This window comes from Cognataquiflexum rubidum (genome assembly GCF_022538115.1).
In the GTDB taxonomy this organism is placed as follows: Bacteria; Bacteroidota; Bacteroidia; order Cytophagales; family Cyclobacteriaceae; genus Cognataquiflexum; species Cognataquiflexum rubidum.
In genome coordinates this window covers 346,970-366,965 of record NZ_JAKZAL010000003.1, presented here as the reverse complement: position 1 = coordinate 366,965, position 19,996 = coordinate 346,970, and the positions used below count along the sequence as shown (strand labels likewise).

Genomic DNA, 19,996 nt, shown 5'->3' with positions numbered 1-19,996 from the left:
AAACCACGGGCCCAATTTTTTATTTTTTTGAGTATTCTTTTGCCTAAATATCAGATTATGTATATCCGCTTTTATACCTGTAGCCAAATATCATTTTTCTCCACCTCGGCAAGCTCGGTGAACGGATATCGTGAGATCAGAGGGGGGTGGTAGAAATGCGGCTTTGCCGCATTTCTACCACCCCCCTTCAATATCAATAAATTCCGGTGGTCGAGCCTGCCGAGACCATTCTGTAAGTAATCCTATACTGGTAAGAAGGCGGATATACATATTTCAGATTTTCAAATACTATTCTTCCTTTTACTTTTTGGATTCTAAAAACAAAGATGATCTAAACCTCGAGAAGTCAATTAAAGGTAAGCGGATTTAAGAATGACCCGCATTTTGAGCCTGCCCCACCCGACCAAATAGGATTGTTTCACCCTCAGTTTGGGGAATAATTCCCCACTTTGTGTAATGATTCCCCACTTTTAAAGAATAGAATCACTGTTTATGATTAAATAAGGGCCTTTTTCCCCTTGGCACGACATGTGCAAATAGGGTAAACATGAAACGGAAATCAAAAACTACAAAACCGGCGAAGTGATCCTGACAACAGGAAAGCAATACACTGGAAATTTGAAACTGAATCACGATTCAAAAAAAACAGAGATGTCTATTTCCATGCCAAAAGCAAGAGATAGCAATCCAAAAATTAAACAAAACCAATTATCAATTTTAACTAAACCAAATTATTATGAAAACCCGATTTATTATCCCCGCAATGCTTGTTATTGGAATGGCAACTGCTCCTTTGATGGCAAACTCTACCAACGCTTCAAGTGTAATCACTGAAATGAAAGTTTCTCAGGAATCAGAAAAAGTAAAAGTTGATCCTGCCGATCTTCCAGCTCTCGTGAAGGAAGCGATTGAAAAAGACGCAGCTCTGAAAGCTTTGAAAATCAGCGAAGCCTGGAAAGTTAGCGGCGAAGACGCAGCAAGCCATTTCGTTATCAAATTTGACAACGAGGGCCAAGAACTTGTCAAAAAATATACTGCCCTAGGAGAAGTGATTGAAGACTAATCAATCCTAAACTTGTCAAATTTAAAAGCACCGGAAATATTCTGGTGCTTTTTTTGTTATACTCCCCGTCGAACGAAGAACGGAAAGAGATGCAAAAGGTACTTTTGATAGAGGATGACATGACATATTCCCGGATTATCCGGAATTTTTTAGAAAAAAATAACCTTGAGGTCCAATCAGTCAACAGTTTGGCCCAAGCCGTACCCATTTTCCAATCCGGTTGGCCACAACTCATCATTACGGATTACCGGCTTCCTGACGGAAATGGACTGGAACTATTGGAGCAATCTATCAAGAAAAACCCCGAAATCAATGTCATCCTGATTACGAATTATTCCGATATCAGAATCGCAGTAAAGGCGATGAAAATGGGGGCTTTCGAATACATCACCAAACCCATCAATCCTGACGAGTTGCTCGTCACTGTCAAAGAAGCCTTATCAGGACCCGTTGAATCAAAACCCCAATTGCCTGTTGCTGAAAAAAAAGAACAGGACTATGTCAAAGGGAGCAGCGCCAACGCCTCCAAATTGGAGGAATTCATCAGCCTTGTCGCACCCACCGACCTTAGTGTGCTGGTTTTGGGAGAAACAGGAACCGGAAAAGAATACATAGCCAAGAAAATCCATCAAAATTCCAATCGCAAAGACAGTCCTTTTGTGGCGATTGATTGTGGAGCCTTGTCTTCAGAACTTGCAGGAAGTGAGCTTTTTGGTCATGTTAAGGGTTCTTTTACCGGAGCTTTGGACAATAAAACCGGTCATTTTGAGCAGGCAAATGGGGGCACCATATTCTTGGATGAGGTTGGCAACCTTGGTTATGACATTCAGATCAAACTGCTCAGGGCTATCGAAGAAAGGAAAATCCGCAAGATCGGAGCAAATAAAGAAACAGAAATAGATGTTCGGATTATTGCCGCTACCAACGATGAACTGAAGTCAGGAAGTCAGGAAGGAAATTTCAGAGAGGACCTTTACCATAGATTGAATGAATTCACCATCAACCTGCAGCCCTTGCGGAAAAGAAAAGAGGACATCAAGCTTTTTACCGCACATTTTATCCAGCAAAGCAATATGAAGTTAGATAGAAATGTCACCGGAATTGATGCGGAGGTGGAAAAGATTTTTATGGAATATGCCTGGCCCGGAAATCTCCGTGAACTGAAAAATATCGTCAGACGCGCAGTTTTGTTGTGTGGCAATAAAGTAATCACCAAAGATTTGCTTCCACAGGATTTATTGGAAATCAATCCTGAATCCCACGAGCCTGCTTTGGATTACAAAAGCAATTTGGTAAACCACGAAAAAGAAATGATTGATAGGGTTTTAAAGGAAGTGAGATTCAATAAATCAAAAGCTTCCCAAGTCCTTGGGATGGACAGGAAAACCCTCTACAACAAAATGGAAAAATATGGCCTGAAGTAATTATTTGGCTGGTTCAGGCATCCATTCAGACTGGATTTTAGCCATGATCTCGGTGGTATATTTTGCCAATTCTCTGATCGATTCAATTGTTTCGACGGTTTTGCCAAGTTTTAAATCCCTCTCAATTTCCATTGCCAATTGGGCACAGGATATCTTCAGCTGGCCAAGCCGACTGGACATCCGATGGATAATTTCGAGTATTTTCCCAAAATCAGAATTTTCCAAAGCCAAATTCAGCCCCCTTACATCCTCCTTTGCAGCGTTTATAAAATCCTGAATAACTTCCAGCAGCATTTCCCTGTCTCCCATACAAAACCTCATCAGGTCCGAAAGGTCATAGTCTGTCGTTTCCAAATCAGATTTTATCTCCACTTGGTTTTCTGTGGGATTTTCCGGGCGAAAAGCTATTTGGGTGAGGCCTAACATCAATCCTATCCTCTTGACTATTTCATTTTCCTTGAAAGGTTTTAAAATCAATCCGTCAAATCCAGCTTCCGCTATTTTTCTTTCCTCCTCCACAAAAACATTGGCAGTCATGGCAATTATCGGCAAAGTCAGGAATTTTTCATTGGCCCTTATTATTTTCACTACCTCCAATCCGCTGACTTCAGGCATCTGTATGTCAATGATGGCAATATCAATTTCATCAGAAACAAATTCCCTCGAAAACGCTGCACCTCCCTGAATTGCCGATACCATTGCCCCGCGGCTTTCGAGGATCAATTTGAGCAATTGTAATCCTAGAGGGTCATCATCTACCAACAGAATTCTTAATCCTTGAAGGGAGAATTCAAAAGTATGTTCGGACTGTTTGGAAATAGGTTCGATCACTTCACAAGGTATTGTAAAGGAAATAATGGTGCCTTTATCAACTTCAGTTGATACCTGAATGGTCCCTCCCAGTTTGTCAATCAATTTCTTGACTATCGCCAAGCCCAAACCGGTACCACCAAACTTTCTGTTTATGGCGGAATCGCCTTGGTTAAATTCCTTGAATATGTTCTTTCGGATTTCAGCCGTCATTCCCATCCCTGTATCAGCAATCTTAATTTCTAGATGCTTTTTTACCCAAGTGATGTCGACCACAATTCCTCCTTTTTGGGTAAATTTAAGTGAGTTTCCAAGAAGGTTATTCATGATCTGATTGATCCTCAATTGGTCTCCAACCAGCCATTGATTCTGGGGAAGGTCAATATTCCAATTAAAATAGAGACCCTTTTGCTCGGCCTTCAATGCAAAAAAATTCTTGATCGAAAGAAAGAAATCCTTTGACTCAAAGGGTTCTTTCACCACCTGAACCTGCCCCGCTTCGAGCTTAGAAAAATCAAGGATATCATTTACCACAGCGATGAGGGTATTAGAAGCAAAGCCTATTCTCTCGACAAACTCTTTTTGTTGGCCATGGAGATCAGATTTTTCCAAAGCTTTTTGGTAGCCCTGAATGGCATGAAGGGGGTTTCTGATTTCATGGCTCATATTGGCAAGGAATTCCTGCTTGGTCTTGGCTAGTTTGTCAGATCGTATTTTTGCTTCCTCTAATTTTTCCCCATATAAATCAGCTTTATCTACTTCTTGGAGGATGCTAAATACAAAACCCAAAGAACCGGCTACCCCAAAAAACACCAAAATCCCCAAAATCCAGGAGACGGTGTAGGTAAGCTTGTAAGCAGAGCGGTTTTGGACTTTGTATTCCTTCAATAAATCATTCTGAAGATTGGAAATCATTTGCTGGATTTGAAAAAAAATATCTGTGTTCTTTTCGATCAGGTTTTCTTCCAACTTAAGAAACCTGTCTTGAAGGCGCTGTTCATCTTTGTAAATTCTCTCTACAGAATTACGGATTACGAGCAGGATTGAATCTTGGTTGGTGGATTTTGGGGGCACCGAAGGCGGGACAACTGTCCCGGACTTTTTGATGTCTTTGGCAATTTCTAGTAATTCATTCCCGATGTCAAACTCATTTGATCGCTCAGGTTCTTTACTTTCTTTTCCTATAGAATCGGATTCTTCCGATTTTGGATTTAAGGAGGAAAGCAAATCTTTGGTCCGGAGTTTTCCCAAAAACTGCATGTCGCTCAGTTCCTGCTGCCTTTTGATTCTGATCTCTATTCCTTTTAATGCCTCCGCACTGAAATTTCTATTGGCTAGGTAATTTCTCACTTCTTCCAATCCGGCAAAAACCACCATCAATTCGGAAATAGTCAGACCGACCTGTTCGTAGTTCTGGATTTCTGCTGAATCGAGGGAATTGGTTTTTAGCCATTCGAGCCTTTCTTTGACCCGTTTTCTTGCGAGTTCGGAGACAGAATCTTTGTCAGATGTCCGCTCAGTTTTGTTGATGTCAAGCACATAGACATCTGCCATGAGACCATTCAGCTGCTGGAGTTTTTCATTTGGCCGGGTGAGATCCTGGACCGTGTCGAGGAGATTTCGGATGCTGAAATAGGTCACCGCGCTGATCCCCAACACCAAAAAGAATGCAAGGATAAAACCAATGACAACCTTTCCCCTGACCTGATATTTTCCTGTAAGCCGCATCGGTACCTTTTTTTACTTTCCAAAAAGGCAATAACTGTTCCATTATCCTTGTCAATTTATCAGAGAGAAAATTGCTCGGATTAAAAAATCGCTCTAAACTGTCCTGAGCTCAAGGTAAGGAACCCATTCTTCGGCATGGCGTTCTGCATATTCTGCCAAAAAATACCCCAAGCTAGGTTTGAAAGGTTGGGATCTCAGCTGCATTCCTGCCTGCTCGGGTGTTTTGTCTCCTTTATAGACATTACAGCGGTGACAGGCAGCGACCAAGTTGACCCAATTGGATTTTCCTCCTTTGGATCGTGGCACGACATGGTCTAAGGTAAGCTGCTTTTTGGAACCGCAATATTGACATTCCTGACTGTCTCTACGGAAAATGTTAGCCCTGTTCAGCAAAACACCTTTGTAGGGAATGTTCTTATATTCATTCAATCGGATTACGGCAGGGTATTGGAAAGTTTTGGTCACTGTCCTGATGGTCAGGTCTTGATAAAAAGTAAGGCAGCTTACTTTGTCGAGATAGGTCAACACGAAGGCCTTTTGGACTGTCACCACAGCGACAGGAGAATGATCCAAGTTTAAAACCAAAACACGTCTTTCCATAATCCACTAATATAAAATCTTTGGTTGGAAAAACCTGTTGTAGAATTCAAATGTTTTAGAACTTCATCTTGGCAAGCTCTCTTTTTACGTCTTTTTCTTTGATGTCTTCCCGCTTGTCATGTAGTTTTTTACCTCTGGCGACGGCTATTTCCATTTTGGCCAAACCCTTGTCATTGATAAAAATCCTGATCGGTATGACCGAAAGCCCTTTTTCTGAAAATTTTGTTTCAATCTTTTCAATTTCCCTTTTGTTCAGCAACAATTTTCTCTCGCGGACAGCTTCGTGGTTATAACTGGCAGCCATCGAATAGGGCGCGATATGCATCTGTTTGACATACAACTCTCCCCTTTGAAAATAGCAATAGGCTTCAGTAAGGGAGACTTTTCCTTCCCGTACGGATTTGATTTCTGTGCCACTCAACACTAGGCCTGCAGTATAGGTATCCAAGAATTCAAATTCATGACTTGCTTTCTTGTTCCGGATATTGATGATTTTATCGAATTTGTTCTTTTTGATTACTGACATGTTTGGTTCTAATTGTTGTCAATTTTGTCTTCTTTGCATCCTCCGATTTGAGAAATACGATTTACGAAGTACGATTTACGAGGAACGATTTACGAGGAACGATTTACGAAGTATGATTTGCGTGGCTTGCTTCTCGTTTCTCCCTTCTCGCCTCTGTTCTCGTTTCTCGCTTCTCGCCTCTCGGTTCTCCTCAAATCTTCATCCTCGCTTCAGGCACCACATCCAGTCCACAAAATTCCCCCTTGAGGTATTTGAAATGTGCTGCCATGGCAATCATCGCGGCATTATCGGTGCAGTATTCGAATTTTGGGACGTACACCCTCCAACCGTATTTTACTGAAAGATGGTTCAATTCCTCCCTCAGTCCGGAATTGGCCGATACCCCTCCCGCAATTGCAATTTCTTTGATTCGGTATTCTTTTGCTGCTTTTACCAGTTTTTGGGAAAGCATTTTGATCAGGGTATACTGAACAGACGCGCAGATATCAGCAAGGTTTTCAGTAATGAAATTTGGATTCTCTTTGAGATTATCTCTAAGAAAGTACAATACTGCGGTTTTGATCCCTGAAAATGAAAAACTCAGACCGGGCATATCTGATATGGGAAACTTGAAAGCTTTTGGATTGCCTGTTTTGGCATACTTATCGATCAAAGGTCCTCCCGGATATGGCAATCCAAGCAGCTTGGCTGTCTTGTCAAAAGCCTCCCCGACGGCATCGTCTGTCGTCTCTCCGATCACTTCCATATCCAAATAATCCCTGACCAACACCAGTTGGGTATGGCCACCACTTACCGTCAGACAGATAAATGGAAAGTTCGGTTTTGGTTCATCGATGAAATGTGCCAAAATATGCGCCTGCATGTGGTTGACATCAATCAAAGGAATGTCCAAAGCAAAAGCCAGCGATTTAGCAAAGGAAACCCCGACCAACAAAGAACCCATCAGTCCAGGTCCTCTGGTAAAGGCAATCGCAGAAAGTTCATGCTTACTGATTCCGGAAGAATCAATGGCCTCATGGACTACCGGGATCAGGTGTTGTTGGTGTGCACGGGAGGCAAGTTCAGGAACTACCCCCCCATATTTTTCATGTACCGATTGGGTGGCGATGATATTATTGAGTATTTTGCCATCAGAAATGACCGCCGCCGACGTTTCATCACAAGATGATTCAATAGCCAGAATATTTATCTTCATTTCGCTTGCCTCTTGGAAAAGAACCCCAAAGTTACGGAAAAATTAATGAAAGCCTTAAGGGTGCTTTTCAGGGCGGTTCTTTTACTTTTCCTGATTCTCCTATTAGTCGTGATCGCTGTTCAGATCCCTGCTATCCAGACAAGAATCACAAAATCCTTTACCGAATACCTCAGCAAAAACACCGGATTTGAGACCAGTATATCCAAGGTCCGGATCAGGTGGTGGGATGCCATCAGTCTGCAGGATGTGGTAATTTATGACCACCATGACAGTTTGATGGTGGACTTGGAAGATGTTTATATTGATTTTTCCATTTCAGGACTTTTGGACAGCAGCAATCCGGGTTTGGACCAGATAAAATTGGAAAAAGGTAATGTCAGGCTTCTGTTCCATCCGGAGGAAGATTTTATCAATATCGCAGAATATCTGTACCAAATCAACCTTCTTTTCCCAAGTGCTCCAAGAGATCTCAATAAAAAGGCCTCGAGGTTTGGAATCAAAAATATCAGCCTCAAAGAAACTTCCATAGACATCATCAACTATGGCAGTGTTCCGGTAGAAAGCGGGTTTGATTTCAACACGCTTCAGTTTCGGGATTTGATTGCAGATGCTGACGACTTTTATGCTGAAGGGCCAATGATTGGGATCAAAGTCAATTATCTCCGGGGATTGGAGTCTACCTCGGGCCTTGTCTTTCAGCAGCTCAAAACAGATTTCACTTACGGCCCCACTTTTATGGAATTTGATGATCTCTTTTTGAGATCAAATAATACAGAAATCAAAGATTATCTCAAATTCAGCTATAATTCTTCCAAAGATCTTTCAAACTTCATCCATGAAGTCAACATTTCGGCAAGGCTGGATGAAGCCGCCCTGGATATCCAAGACCTGAAGTATTTCACCGAAAGCCTAAGCAACATTGAAGACAGGATTTTTATCTCTGGCGAAATCGAGGGTACAGTTGATGATCTTGCCTCTGAAGAACTCCTGGTCCGGTTTGGGGAGAAAAGTGCTCTTTTTGGTAAGTTCAAAATCGATGGCCTTCCCAATATTGACAGCTCTTTTTTTGAACTTTCACTCCTGAATTCTGTGCTGAACAGCAATGATCTTTCACCCTATATCGGCGAAAATGCCAGGAAGGAAATCAACAAATTCAAAGACGTCCGTTTTGACACCGATTTTTCAGGATACATCAATTATTTCACAGCCAACGGAAATTTCAGAACAGGCATCGGTAATATCATCGGGCGCTTGGGTTTCAAAACTGAAAATAACAAACCTACCTACACCGGAAGGCTCCAACTCGAAAACCTCGACATAGGCGTCTTGGTAGAAGATCCGGAAAATTTTCAAAAAGTCACGATGACGGGACAGATCAAAGGCACAGGACTGACTTTGGAAACTGCCCTCCTGCAAGTGGATGCGGATATCCAAAGTGCAGGTATCAATGGCTACAATTATGTCAACATCGTGACTGATGCGACCTACGGCAAGGATTTGTTTCGAGGCAATCTCCGCGTAAATGACCCCAACCTCAAAGGCGAAGTGAGCGGGGTATTGGACTTGAGAGAAGGAAAAGATTCTGTGCGGATGACAGTCAAATTGGATACTGCTTTCCTAAAGGAATTGAATTTGATGGAGCAGGACGCCTTTGTGAGTGGCAAGATTGCCTTGGACACCAAAGGGGTGACTCTGGATGACATCGAGGGAATCGCGAGGTTCAGTGATGTGAATCTCAGCTATGAAGGCCGAAACCTGTTTGTAGATAACTTCTATTTCCAATCCCTTTTCACCGATGAATCAAGGCTGATCTCCCTCAATTCGGATCTTCTTGTAGCCGGTATTTCGGGTAAATTCAAGGTAAGACAACTGCTTGAAGACATCACAAACCTCAGCCAACAATACCTCGCTATCCTGACAAATTCGGATGAGAAAATTTCACTCAGGGCTGATGCCAACGAGGAACCATACAGTATTGACCTCAATCTCAATTTCATTGACATCAATCCCATTATCAACTTGTTGGAGCCTAGGGCTACAATTTCAAAAAACACCATCATTGAAGGAGCTTTTTACCAGACACCTGACAATACCATCTTCAACTTTTTTTCGAGCATTGATACCATTTACTATGATGGGAATTTCCTCTATGATACCAATCTGGATTTTAACACGTCAAAGCTGATAAACAGCGCTGAGGTGTTGGCCTCTTTTTACATTTTCTCCAAAAAACAGGAACTCAACACCGGACTGATATTCAACAACCTGGCCATAGAAGCCATTTGGGATGAATCAAGTATTGATTTCAGGTATGACCAAGACCAACTGGAGACGGGAAGCTTTGTCCGGATCAAAAATGAAATTACTATCTACCCTGACCATACGACGGTGGTATTTGAACCGTCGGAACTCAAAATCCTTGACAAAACCTGGCGTTTTGATGAGGACAACAGCATCTACGTCGCCCAAAAATCGCTTCTTTTTGACAACATCAAGCTATTCAACGAAGACCAGTTCATCGCACTCAACGGCACGATTTCCCCAGATCCAAATGAAATGTTGGGTTTGGAAATCAACAATGTCAACCTTGATTTTTTCAATACCCTTACCACCAAAGAACTCAGTGGCCTGGCAAACGGGAATTTTGGATTTACCAATTTTTATGAATCCATAGGAATCAACGGTCAGATCAATGTCGATGAATTGTACATCAACAATTTTCTTGTCGGCGATATCGACGCGGCAACTTTCATTGCGGACAAGGTGATCAATGTCGAAATCAGCAATACCCGAAACGGGAAAAAAGTGATAGCTATTGATGGATTTTTGGGAAGTACCGACAACCAACTTGACCTCAACGCCAAATTAAACGAAGCTGACCTGTCGGTTTTGGAGCCTTTCCTGTCCAATTATATCACCCGAATGGGAGGCACTGTTTCAGGGGATTTTGATATTTCAGGATCACTGGCGTTTCCTGTTGTGATTGGAAATGGACAGGTAACCGGAGGGACATTGCTCGTCAATTACCTCAAAACCCAATATACCGTAGACGGTAATTTGATTTTCAACAACAATGAAATCAGCTTTAGGGAATTGACCTTAAAAGACACCAACGGCAACAGGGCAAGAATGCGCGGGGGTATTTCCCATGATTACTTCTCTGATTTTATACTCGATATTTCTTCCAATCTGGAAAATTTTCAAGTCCTCAATACAGGTTCAAGGGACAATGACCAATTCTATGGAACGGCCTATGTCACCGGTACTTTGAATATTTTTGGTGCGGCCAACAACCTGGATATTTCTGCAAGGGCAACCTCCCAAAAGAACACCCGAATATATATTCCGCTCGGTTCCCAAAGTTATGAAGCCCAAGAGGATTTTATCAAAATCATCAATGTCCTCGATACTGCAAGAAATATTTCTTTGGAAGAGACAATAGACAAATTGGATATCAACAATGTGAGGATGAATTTCACTTTTGATGTCACGCCTGATGCCTATACCGAAATCCAGATTGACCCGAGGACTGGCGAAACCATCCAAGGCCGGGGACGCGGGGTTTTGACGATGAACATTGATACCCAAGGCAATTTTTCCATGTCGGGAAATTATGAGATCACCGAAGCCAAGTACAACTTCTCCCTTTATAATATCCTGAGGAAAGAATTTATTGTACAGCCCGGTGGCCGGATTTCATGGTTTGGAGATCCGTATGAAGGCGTGATGGACATTAATGCCTACTACCTCGAAAGTGTTTCGCTTCAAAGTCTACAAACCAACCAAAACGCCGCATTGGAAGATCCTGCCATGCGCCGTAGATTTCCGCTGAAGGTTCTTATGAACCTCAAAGGGCAGCTCCTTTCGCCGGAAATTACCTTCAACTTTGATTTTGCAGAATTTCCGACAGAAGGCAATATCCAGACTTATATTTCGGCATTCCAAAACCGCATTGCAAATGACGAGCAGGAAAAAAACAGACAGGTTTTTTCCGTCATCATGATGCGCTCACTTTCTCCGGAAGGCCAATTCTCCGGTGTCAGCAACATCGCTACTTCCAACCTCAGCCAATTGCTTTCTTCCCAACTCAACAGCTTCATCGCTCAGGTAGATCAAAATCTGGAAGTAGATATTGACCTGGCCAATTTGGATCAAAGTGCTTTGGAAACTTTTCAACTTCGTGTCGCTTACACCTTTTTGGATGGGAGACTTAGGGTATCAAGAGACGGAGGATTTACTGACTTGCAGGGCAATGCCGATCTCAACAGCATAGCGGGCGACTGGCAGGCCGAATACCTCGTCACCCAAGATGGACGCTACAGGGTAAGGGTTTACAACAGAAATAATTTCAATACCTTCACCTCGCTTTCTTTGGCGAGAAATGTCGCGACTTATGGCGTCTCCGTTTCGCAAAACCTTTCTTTCAATAGCTTTGGGGAACTTTGGGACCGGATCAGAAACAAAGAAAAACAACGTCTCCGCATCAATGACCAAGATGATTTTTTGAGATACAACAACGGTGAAGAAGAAGGTTGGAAGAATATTCCATTGGACAGCCTCCAAAGAAAAGTGAGCCCTTTGGATTATCAAATGGATCCTCCGGTAAAAAATCCACCAAAAGGGAAGCAGGATTGAAACAATTTTGCTTTCAGGATATTGATAGCTGAAAGGAAACAAACAGTATGGAAAAAATCAGCCTATTTTGGTTCAGGAGAGATTTGAGACTCGAGGATAACACCGGTCTGTATTACGCCTATTCGCAGGAAAAAAACGTCCTTCCCTTGTTTATTTTTGATAGGGAGATTCTTGACAAACTGGAAGACAAAAAAGATGTACGGGTGGAATTTATCCACACCCAAATACTAAAACTCCAGAAAGAATTGAAGGGATTTGGAAGCTCAATTTTGGTAAAGTACGGTAAACCTATAGAAATTTACCGCCAACTTATGGTAGAATACGACATCCAAAATGTCTACACCAACCGGGATTACGAACCATATGCCAAAGAACGAGACTTAGCCATCAATGATTTGTTGAAAGAAAAGGGAATCCAATTTTTGGATTTCAAAGATCAGGTCATCTTTGAAAAGGAAGAAATCGTCAATGGCAGCGGGGAATTTTACAAAGTCTTCACTCCTTACAGCAAAGTTTGGCAGGAAAAATTCCAGAAAACTTCACTTCAGCTTTTGAGCCTGGATCCGAAAAAAAACAATTTTTACCAGACTTCTCCCCTGCCTGTTCCTGCATTGGAAGAAATGGGTTTTGAGAAATCTGAGATCGAAATCCCTGCACTACACATAGACCAACCTCTGATCCAAAAATACGATTCACAGCGGAATTTCCCTGCAATAAAGGGAACCTCCCGGCTTGGGATTCATCTGAGATTTGGTACCATCAGCGTGAGGAAACTTGCCTTAGAAGCCTCAAAACTCAATGCGACTTACCTCAATGAATTGATCTGGAGGGAATTTTACATGATGATCCTCCATCACAATCCCCAAGTGACCGACCATGCTTTCAAGCCAAAATATGACCACATTCCATGGCGGAATAATGAAGAAGATTTTGAAAAATGGTGTGAAGGCCGGACAGGATATCCGATAGTCGACGCCGGTATGAGGGAGCTCAATGCCACCGGATTTATGCACAACAGGGTCAGGATGATCGTCGCAAGTTTTCTAACCAAACATCTTTTGATTGACTGGCGATGGGGAGAAGCGTACTTTGCAAAAAAACTGCTCGATTTCGAACTCTCCTCCAACAACGGAGGATGGCAGTGGGCCGCTGGGACAGGGACTGATGCACAGCCCTATTTCAGGGTATTCAATCCCGAATCCCAAACCGAGAAGTTTGACAAAGACCTCAGGTATATCAAAAAATGGGTGCCTGAATTCGGAACATCCGCTTATTCAAAACCTATGGTGGACCACAAATTCGCAAGAGAAAGGGCCATAGAAACATACAAAACAGCACTGAACACATGAACATAGGAGACAAAGTCCGTTTGCTTCACGGCAACGAATCAGGAGTAATTGTAAAAATATCCGCGAGTGGAAGGGTGGAAGTAGAGATCGAAGACGGGTTCCGGATTCCAGCCATGAAAAACGAGATCGTAGTCATTTCCAGTGCCGAGAAGCAATATTTTGGAGAGTCCAAAGAAGCCGTGACTGACCAGCCAAGTTCCTTTTCAAAGATCAAAACTTCCAAAGAAGACGGTCTATTCCTAGCCTACATCCCGCTCAACGACAAAGACCACAGCATCTATATCAGCAACAACACCGACCGTGATTACATCCTGATGGCTACGGAAGTCTATGGCGGCAATGGCCAAACCATTTTTGCCGGGATGCTCAAAAAGAAAACTTCGCAAAAACTCGGTGAAAAATCCATCCATGATTTTGAGGAGTGGCCGCTGCTTTTGGTGCAGTTTTTTCCCATCCATCCCAAAATCGAAAAGATGGAACCTTCCTTTGAGAGAAGGCTGAAATTCAAAGCTTCCTCCTTCTTCAAAAGCCGTGGGACAGCTCCAATATTGGACAAAAGCGGCTATGTATTCAAGCTTTCGGATCAGACCAAAGAAATAGACATCCAAAAACTGAACGAACAACTGAACACTGAAAAAACTGTTCCTGTGATAAAGTTCCAAAAGCCTCCCAGGGAAATTGACCTCCATATTGAGCAGCTCACCAAAGATTTCTCGATGATGAGCAACAGTGAAATGGTGCGCCTTCAGATGGAAACCTTCGAAAAAAACCTCAACTACGCCATCGCTTCCGGAATGGATGAGATCACCTTTATCCACGGCATCGGCAACGGCGTACTCCGAAAAGAAATACACAAGTATTTGAGCCATTTGGGAAATATTAAGTATTTTCAGGACACACAAAAAAGCCGGTTTGGATACGGCGCTACATTGGTCAGAATCTCTTAAGCCATGCAAGGAAAGATTTCCCCCATTTTCAGGTTGTTCACGCAGCAGTTTGAAGACGCAAAATCAGCTTTTTTATCACTGAGCAAAAGATATAGAGGAAAAAAATCCGGCGAACTGGAACAAAAACTCATTTTCCTGGAAATCTATGTGGACTTCCTTTCAAGGATCCATTTCAAAGAAGAAAACCTGAAGTTTCAGCTGTTTTCACCCTTCAAAAAAATCTTTAAAGGGCTGAAGAAAACCAAACACCTCAAAATGATCATGAAGCAGGTGGAGGCTGTCAAAATGAAGGACAATGTGGTTTTCAATTCCTACACCAAAGCCCTTGAAGCAGAAAAAAACAAAGTATATGCTGAGGTGTATGACCTGATAGTATCCACTCCGCTGCAGATTTGGGATGAGCTCTATGATTCCGTGTATCATTATAGTAAAGGTCTAAAACCACTGATGATCAATACTTCTAGCACTCAGATCATCAGTGAGGAATTGGAATTTTTTAACCTTGACAACAAAACCAAACTGGATACCAAAGCCCTCAAAGACATCTATGAAGGTATCCGTGTCATCATTGCTTTGGAGAATCTCCGCATCGAGTCCGGTTTTAACTCCATCTTTGTCAAAGAGGTACATGACCGAATGAGTGAACTCCAAAAAGACCTTTTGGTATGGTATGAAAACCAGCTTTTCCTACAACATCTCACGGGATTTTTGACAGACAAAGAAAATATTTCCAAAAAATACATCGACCTCTTGGCTTCTTTGCAACAAAATAAAAAAACAAATACAGCCAAGGTGGAAGCCAAATGCAGGGATTTATTTGAGAGGATTTTGGAGTAAAAAAATCCTGAAATGTCGAATTTAAGAAAGCAGGCAGTTCATTTTTGATGAAAAAAATATAGCAATATCGATATGTACGTAAACAGAAACTACGGCTTTTGGATGACTTTTAAATGGTCAAGAAAACCTTTTTATTATGGACTTGCCTACGCGGCTATCATCACTGTCCTTTATCTGGTCACGGAGATCAAATTTACCTTACCCTGGCAGCCTATCAGCATCATCGGTATCGCAGTCTCTTTTTACCTGGGTTTCAAAAACAACTCCTCCTATGACAGGACTTGGGAAGCACGCAAAATCTGGGGGGCAATTGTAAACGATAGCAGGACCTTTGCCACTGCCGTCCTGACGATGATCCATGAAAAATCAGGTGAAAATACTGAAGCAATCAAAAAAGAAATTGTTTACAGGCACTTGGCTTGGATCATTTCCCTGAGGTATATGCTCAGGATCCCAAAAACATGGGAACATAAATATGGTCCAAAAAATACTGTTTTTGTTCCGACCTATACCGAAATCCTGAACAACGGCCTGGACAAAGAACTGCTGGAGTATATTTCCGAATCAGAGTTGCAGCATTACAGAACCAAAACGAATATTCCCTCCCAGATTTTAAAGAAACAATCTGAAGTCATCCGCGAACTTACTTTAAAGGGATTGATCAGTGATTTCAAGCAGGTTTGGTTTCACCAGTTGATCGGGCGGCTCTATGACAATCAAGGCATGGCGGAGCGGATCAAAAACTTTCCGCTGCCGAGGCAATATGCGTCTGTCGCCCTTTGGATGACTTATGTATTCTGTGCCCTCATTCCATTTGGATTGTTGGACATTTTTTTGACCTCTGACGAATTATGGATTTGGATGACCATCCCATTTTCAGGATTGATCATCTGGATCTTTTTTCTGATGGAAAGGATCGGGGATTACTCCGAAAATCCCTTCGAAGGTGCCTATAATGACGTGCCGATTTCGTCCATCACCCGGGGTATAGAAATAGACCTGAGGGAAATGCTAAATGATGAAAAAATTCCCAAACCATACCCTGTAGAGAATGGCTTTTTGATGTAAATTGAAAGCGTCATCGACAGCTAAAAGTCGGTGGTATCCCATCCTATGTCCCTAATTTTCAAAACCGCCGAAACCTATGAGGAATTTGTCGGCATCCTTGACCTGCAGCAGGAAAACCATATCAAAAACCTCGAATCACTCGATCAGGGCTTTGTCTTCGCAGAGCATACTGTAAAAGATCTTTGGAAGATGAATTCCTTTGCACCACATATCATCGCAAAAGACGGCGAACATGTCGCTGCCTATATCCTCGCGATGACGGTAGATTGCAAAGAAGACATTGAGATGTTGATTCCGATGTTTGAGGAGTTTGATCAATTGGAGTACAAAGGAATCCCCCTATCGGAGTACAATTACTTGGTCGTCGGTCAGGTCGCTGTGGGGAAAGATTACCGGGGACAGGGAGTTTTTGACTATTGCTACGAGGTGTATCGTGCAGTCCATGGGGACAATTTTGATTTTGCAATTACAGAGATTTCGGACCAAAACTATCGTTCCTTGGCAGCCCACTACCGGGTCGGCTTCCGCGAACTCAGCCGCTACCCCAATGCCGATGGAGATATTTGGGTCATTGTAGTGTGGGATTGGATGGAATAAAGGAGGTAATTTCAATTAGGAATCATTGAAACCAAGAAAAGAGTGAAAACCTTTTTCGAATCAATGTATCCAAAACAAGATTGCATGAGGATGGAACATTCCAACATGGCTATTCTCTTTAAATTTCCGCCTTTTTGAAAGCGTTCCAAAATCTATCCACTAAAATTTCAGATTGGAGAAATGATCCTAAAATTGGTTTAATATTTTCCGATATCGAAGGAAACTCCTTGCGAAGTTCCTCTAAGCAGAAGAACGCCTCACTATAATTATTCAATTCAGAATAAGAGGTGATTTTCAAAATCAATTCCCAAATTACACTCTGCCTTTGAATTTTATTTGCCCAGTAAATGGCTTCCTCAAATTCGGAATTATGAAAATGATATATACTCAGACCTGCATTGAACCACCATTGATAATAGGGATTGACTTGGATCGATTCACTCAAAAGTTTATGACCCCGTTCATAATCGCCTGCACATATCAGGCAAAATCCCAGTCCTCCTGATATTCCGGTGGAATTCAAGTTCAATTTTTTCCATTGGTCATAAAGTTGAAAACAATTCTTTGGCTTATGCTGAAAAAGATAGGCCAAACTGAGAGTTTGGTAGGCGTGCTGACAGCGAGGGTCTATGACAATTGCCTTTTGACCACATTTCACGCCCTCTTCAATTGGGTCTGCCACCCCACAATCATAACCAAAAAAGTATCCGGCGATATAGGTTTCCCCAAGAATAGCCCAACCTAAAGCATATTGGGGGTCAAGCTGTACTGTGTTTTTCATGACCTCCAATCCTTTCTTGAAAGTGATTTCATTTAAATCATTGACCAGATAATAATACCAAAAAACGGCATCATACACTTTTATATCTACTGATTGTTTGATCGGTGTTGCCTTGGCTGCTTCTCTGTAAATGATTCCATGGCTACCCCCTATCTGATTGATCACATGCTTTACGATGTCATCCTGAATGGCAAAATTATACATTGCGGATTTTTCCTTTTCATAGGAACAAGCCCAAATTTGATGCTGTGATTTGCTTTGGATAAGTTGTACCCTGATCCGAACTTTGTCATCTCCTGATTGGATACTTCCGGTAAGCAAGTATGTCGCATCCAATAGAAGTGCCATATCTTTGTTTTCCAATAATTCTGAAGCAATCTTCCTCGAAGAAAAATAAGAGACTACAGAAAGCTCGCTAAATCCTGTAAACTCCGTACAAATCTGATCACACAATCCATCTGCAAAAGTCTGAAGGCTATTTTCTCCAAGACAATAGAAGGGAATCACTGCCAAGGTGGGTTTATGGATGAAATTTTGGGTGATTCCCTGTGGTGACGGATTGAATGCTTTGGGAGGCTCAAAAGTTGGAATGTAAGCCCCTTTTGGTACTGAGATCAACAGAGGGTCATTCTTGCCCAAAGTAAAATAATAGTCATCCAAGGCCCTACGGAGCCTTCCTGCATGAATCCTTACAGAGGCATCGGTCTGTGGGTCATATCCAGCTTTTTTCAATAAGACTTGAGTGCCAATGGTATATTCCTTCAAGGAATGTGACCTCCCCTCAATTGTTTCCAGGACAATAAATCTGAAAAACTCAGACAATATCATTGAATTACTAAATACCGGGAATGAAAGAATCCGGTTCATCTGATCAATTATTTCCTGCTTTTGAATAAGGGGAATGGGTTTCATTTAACGGTTAATTAACTGGCTTAACTGCCGCTTAAAACTACAAAATAATAGTTTTGAATAAAATTTAAATAAAAACTCCGACAAGGATGGTTTCCCTCAGGATTTACAGCTAAACCTAGTCAAGGAGAAAAACCTTCAGGTTTGGTAAAGATGGCTCCATTGAGAAATTTTTACATCGATTCGGAGTGAGGATGTTACTTAATTGGATAAAGACTACCAAAAATTTAAGGTTCTATTTTATTACATCAATTATGAATTTATTAAAATCAATTTTATTATCGGTGCTCCTGTTTTTAGGGGTTTTCTATGCAGAAGCCCAAATCGATAAAGAAAAATTATCCTTGGATATTTCAAAAGCTGAGGAGGCCAATCAGATGAAACTGAAAGAATATGTATGGAAAAGGAGATCTGATGTTTTTATAGCAAACGAACTGAAATTGACGATAATAACAGAATTTGGTTATACCCCCGAAGGCAAACTTGATACAAAAATCATTGATACCAAAACCAGTATTGAAAAAAAACCAGGTCTAAGAGGCAAAGCGCAGGCAAGTGCCGTCGAGGACAAATCTGATTACATAGAAAAATCTCTTGCTTTGGCGACTGACTATGCATTTATGACCAAGGGTGAAATGCTTGATTTTTTCAATAAAGCAACGGTTACAGAAAAGGATGGACAGATTGAAGCTGTATCTGACAATGTCCATGTGGACGGGGATCGATTGATGATCCGGATTGATCCTGAAACCTACCTATTTACCTATAAAGAATTTTCCACTTTGCTGGGAAAAGATAAAGTTGAAGGAAAACTAAACTACGAAAAGTTCAGCAACGGGACGAATCACTTGTCCACCACTACTTTGAATATGCCAACCCAAAATATGATCGTTGAGGAAAAGAACCAAGATTATACCATTCGGATAAAATAGACTTCACTTAAACAATTAAAAAATGGGAATCCCATCAAAAATCAGATTAGTAATTTTACTCAGCTTAACTGCAATGGCCTGCAGTTCTCCACTGAAAGTAATTACAGATTATGATTCAAAAGCCGACTTCAGTCAATACAAATCCTTTTCCTTTTTTGAGCTAAAGGACACAGGACCTGGTTTAAGTGAACTCAATCAACAGAGAATCATCAATGCCACCAGAGAAGAGCTCATCAAAAAAGGCTTTATCGAGGATCAAAACAATCCTCAACTTCTAGTCAATGTTACGGCCATAGTCAATGAAAAAAAGCAGATTACTGCCAATAGCTACTACAATTACGGTGGGTACTACAGACCATACCGATGGGGTCCTTCTTATGGCGGATCAACAGTTTACAATGTTACTGACCTTAAAGAAGGTTCATTGATAATTGACATCTTGGATGCCTCCTCAAAACATTTGCTGTGGCAAGGAACTGGCAATAAAGAAATTGATACAGGATTGAAAAAACCTGAAACTGAAATTCCTACCTATATAAATAAGATTCTTTCTGATTTCCCTCCAGTTCCAAAAAGCAGTAAAACAAAGTAAATC

15 protein-coding genes are annotated in these 19,996 nt (G+C 41.6%); 10 read left to right on the top strand and 5 right to left on the bottom strand.

The window, feature by feature from the left end; all coding sequences use genetic code 11:
• Positions 1-736: 736 nt before the first annotated feature.
• A complete protein-coding gene (locus MMU05_RS05880; RefSeq protein ID WP_241140740.1) occupies positions 737-1,063 on the top strand; it encodes a hypothetical protein in 327 nt (108 codons plus the stop codon).
• 89 nt (positions 1,064-1,152) lie between these two features.
• Complete coding sequence (locus MMU05_RS05875) at positions 1,153-2,487, top strand: sigma-54-dependent transcriptional regulator (RefSeq protein ID WP_241140739.1); 1,335 nt, start codon at positions 1,153-1,155, stop codon at positions 2,485-2,487.
• Here MMU05_RS05875 and MMU05_RS05870 read toward each other — a convergent pair whose 3' ends face one another.
• From MMU05_RS05870 to tsaD, 4 genes are all read right to left on the bottom strand, one after another.
• Positions 2,488-5,025, bottom strand: a complete 2,538-nt coding sequence (locus MMU05_RS05870; protein ID WP_241140738.1) for a hybrid sensor histidine kinase/response regulator — start codon at positions 5,023-5,025, stop codon at positions 2,488-2,490. It lies immediately after the preceding gene.
• Between the two features lie 93 nt (positions 5,026-5,118).
• Positions 5,119-5,625 carry an HNH endonuclease gene (locus tag MMU05_RS05865; protein ID WP_241140737.1) on the bottom strand — a complete coding sequence of 169 codons (507 nt, stop codon included), beginning with the start codon at positions 5,623-5,625 and terminating at the stop codon, positions 5,119-5,121.
• Between the two features lie 55 nt (positions 5,626-5,680).
• The gene (smpB, locus tag MMU05_RS05860; RefSeq protein ID WP_241140736.1) at positions 5,681-6,151 is read right to left on the bottom strand and encodes an SsrA-binding protein; all 471 of its coding nucleotides are present in this window, start codon (positions 6,149-6,151) and stop codon (positions 5,681-5,683) included.
• A 190-nt stretch (positions 6,152-6,341) separates the two neighbouring features.
• Positions 6,342-7,346 carry a tRNA (adenosine(37)-N6)-threonylcarbamoyltransferase complex transferase subunit TsaD gene (gene tsaD / locus MMU05_RS05855; RefSeq protein ID WP_241140735.1) on the bottom strand — a complete coding sequence of 335 codons (1,005 nt, stop codon included), beginning with the start codon at positions 7,344-7,346 and terminating at the stop codon, positions 6,342-6,344.
• 45 nt (positions 7,347-7,391) lie between these two features.
• On the opposite strand from tsaD, the gene MMU05_RS05850 reads away from it, so the two are divergent.
• The 6 genes from MMU05_RS05850 to MMU05_RS05825 all read left to right on the top strand — a co-directional run bounded on the left by MMU05_RS05850 (position 7,392) and on the right by MMU05_RS05825 (position 16,779).
• On the top strand, positions 7,392-11,981 hold the full coding sequence (locus tag MMU05_RS05850) for a translocation/assembly module TamB domain-containing protein (RefSeq protein WP_241140734.1): 4,590 nt from the start codon (positions 7,392-7,394) through the stop codon (positions 11,979-11,981).
• Positions 11,982-12,028: 47 nt separating this feature from the next.
• Positions 12,029-13,330: a cryptochrome/photolyase family protein gene (locus tag MMU05_RS05845; RefSeq protein ID WP_241140733.1), complete on the top strand. Its 1,302-nt coding sequence runs from the start codon at positions 12,029-12,031 to the stop codon at positions 13,328-13,330.
• On the top strand, positions 13,327-14,277 hold the full coding sequence (locus tag MMU05_RS05840; protein ID WP_241140732.1) for a Smr/MutS family protein: 951 nt from the start codon (positions 13,327-13,329) through the stop codon (positions 14,275-14,277). The genes MMU05_RS05845 and MMU05_RS05840 overlap by 4 nt, the downstream gene beginning before the upstream one ends.
• Before the next feature lie 3 nt (positions 14,278-14,280).
• A complete protein-coding gene (locus tag MMU05_RS05835) occupies positions 14,281-15,114 on the top strand; it encodes a hypothetical protein (protein WP_241140731.1) in 834 nt (277 codons plus the stop codon).
• Between the two features lie 72 nt (positions 15,115-15,186).
• Positions 15,187-16,182, top strand: coding sequence for a bestrophin family protein (locus MMU05_RS05830; RefSeq protein ID WP_241140730.1), 996 nt, complete (start codon positions 15,187-15,189; stop codon positions 16,180-16,182).
• Positions 16,183-16,227: 45 nt separating this feature from the next.
• A complete protein-coding gene (locus MMU05_RS05825; protein WP_241140729.1) occupies positions 16,228-16,779 on the top strand; it encodes a GNAT family N-acetyltransferase in 552 nt (183 codons plus the stop codon).
• Positions 16,780-16,897: 118 nt separating this feature from the next.
• On the opposite strand, the gene MMU05_RS05820 is transcribed toward MMU05_RS05825, so the two are convergent.
• Positions 16,898-18,472: a tetratricopeptide repeat protein gene (locus MMU05_RS05820; protein ID WP_241140728.1), complete on the bottom strand. Its 1,575-nt coding sequence runs from the start codon at positions 18,470-18,472 to the stop codon at positions 16,898-16,900.
• A gap of 251 nt (positions 18,473-18,723) precedes the next feature.
• On the opposite strand from MMU05_RS05820, the gene MMU05_RS05815 reads away from it, so the two are divergent.
• Positions 18,724-19,401, top strand: a complete 678-nt coding sequence (locus tag MMU05_RS05815) for a hypothetical protein (RefSeq protein WP_241140727.1) — start codon at positions 18,724-18,726, stop codon at positions 19,399-19,401.
• A 22-nt stretch (positions 19,402-19,423) separates the two neighbouring features.
• The gene (locus tag MMU05_RS05810; RefSeq protein ID WP_241140726.1) at positions 19,424-19,993 is read left to right on the top strand and encodes a DUF4136 domain-containing protein; all 570 of its coding nucleotides are present in this window, start codon (positions 19,424-19,426) and stop codon (positions 19,991-19,993) included.
• The last annotated feature ends 3 nt before the right edge of the window (positions 19,994-19,996 follow it).

Excerpts from the sequence above, each read along its gene's own strand:
- MMU05_RS05880 (WP_241140740.1), top strand. The coding sequence starts at position 737 with ATGAAAACCCGATTTATTATCCCCGCAATGCTTGTTATTGGAATGGCA.
- MMU05_RS05875 (WP_241140739.1), top strand. The coding sequence starts at position 1,153 with ATGCAAAAGGTACTTTTGATAGAGGATGACATGACATATTCCCGGATT.
- MMU05_RS05870 (WP_241140738.1), bottom strand. The coding sequence starts at position 5,025 with ATGCGGCTTACAGGAAAATATCAGGTCAGGGGAAAGGTTGTCATTGGT.
- MMU05_RS05865 (WP_241140737.1), bottom strand. The coding sequence starts at position 5,625 with ATGGAAAGACGTGTTTTGGTTTTAAACTTGGATCATTCTCCTGTCGCT.
- smpB (WP_241140736.1), bottom strand. The coding sequence starts at position 6,151 with ATGTCAGTAATCAAAAAGAACAAATTCGATAAAATCATCAATATCCGG.
- tsaD (WP_241140735.1), bottom strand. The coding sequence starts at position 7,346 with ATGAAGATAAATATTCTGGCTATTGAATCATCTTGTGATGAAACGTCG.
- MMU05_RS05850 (WP_241140734.1), top strand. The coding sequence starts at position 7,392 with ATGAAAGCCTTAAGGGTGCTTTTCAGGGCGGTTCTTTTACTTTTCCTG.
- MMU05_RS05845 (WP_241140733.1), top strand. The coding sequence starts at position 12,029 with ATGGAAAAAATCAGCCTATTTTGGTTCAGGAGAGATTTGAGACTCGAG.
- MMU05_RS05840 (WP_241140732.1), top strand. The coding sequence starts at position 13,327 with ATGAACATAGGAGACAAAGTCCGTTTGCTTCACGGCAACGAATCAGGA.
- MMU05_RS05835 (WP_241140731.1), top strand. The coding sequence starts at position 14,281 with ATGCAAGGAAAGATTTCCCCCATTTTCAGGTTGTTCACGCAGCAGTTT.
- MMU05_RS05830 (WP_241140730.1), top strand. The coding sequence starts at position 15,187 with ATGTACGTAAACAGAAACTACGGCTTTTGGATGACTTTTAAATGGTCA.
- MMU05_RS05825 (WP_241140729.1), top strand. The coding sequence starts at position 16,228 with ATGTCCCTAATTTTCAAAACCGCCGAAACCTATGAGGAATTTGTCGGC.
- MMU05_RS05820 (WP_241140728.1), bottom strand. The coding sequence starts at position 18,472 with ATGAAACCCATTCCCCTTATTCAAAAGCAGGAAATAATTGATCAGATG.
- MMU05_RS05815 (WP_241140727.1), top strand. The coding sequence starts at position 18,724 with ATGAATTTATTAAAATCAATTTTATTATCGGTGCTCCTGTTTTTAGGG.
- MMU05_RS05810 (WP_241140726.1), top strand. The coding sequence starts at position 19,424 with ATGGGAATCCCATCAAAAATCAGATTAGTAATTTTACTCAGCTTAACT.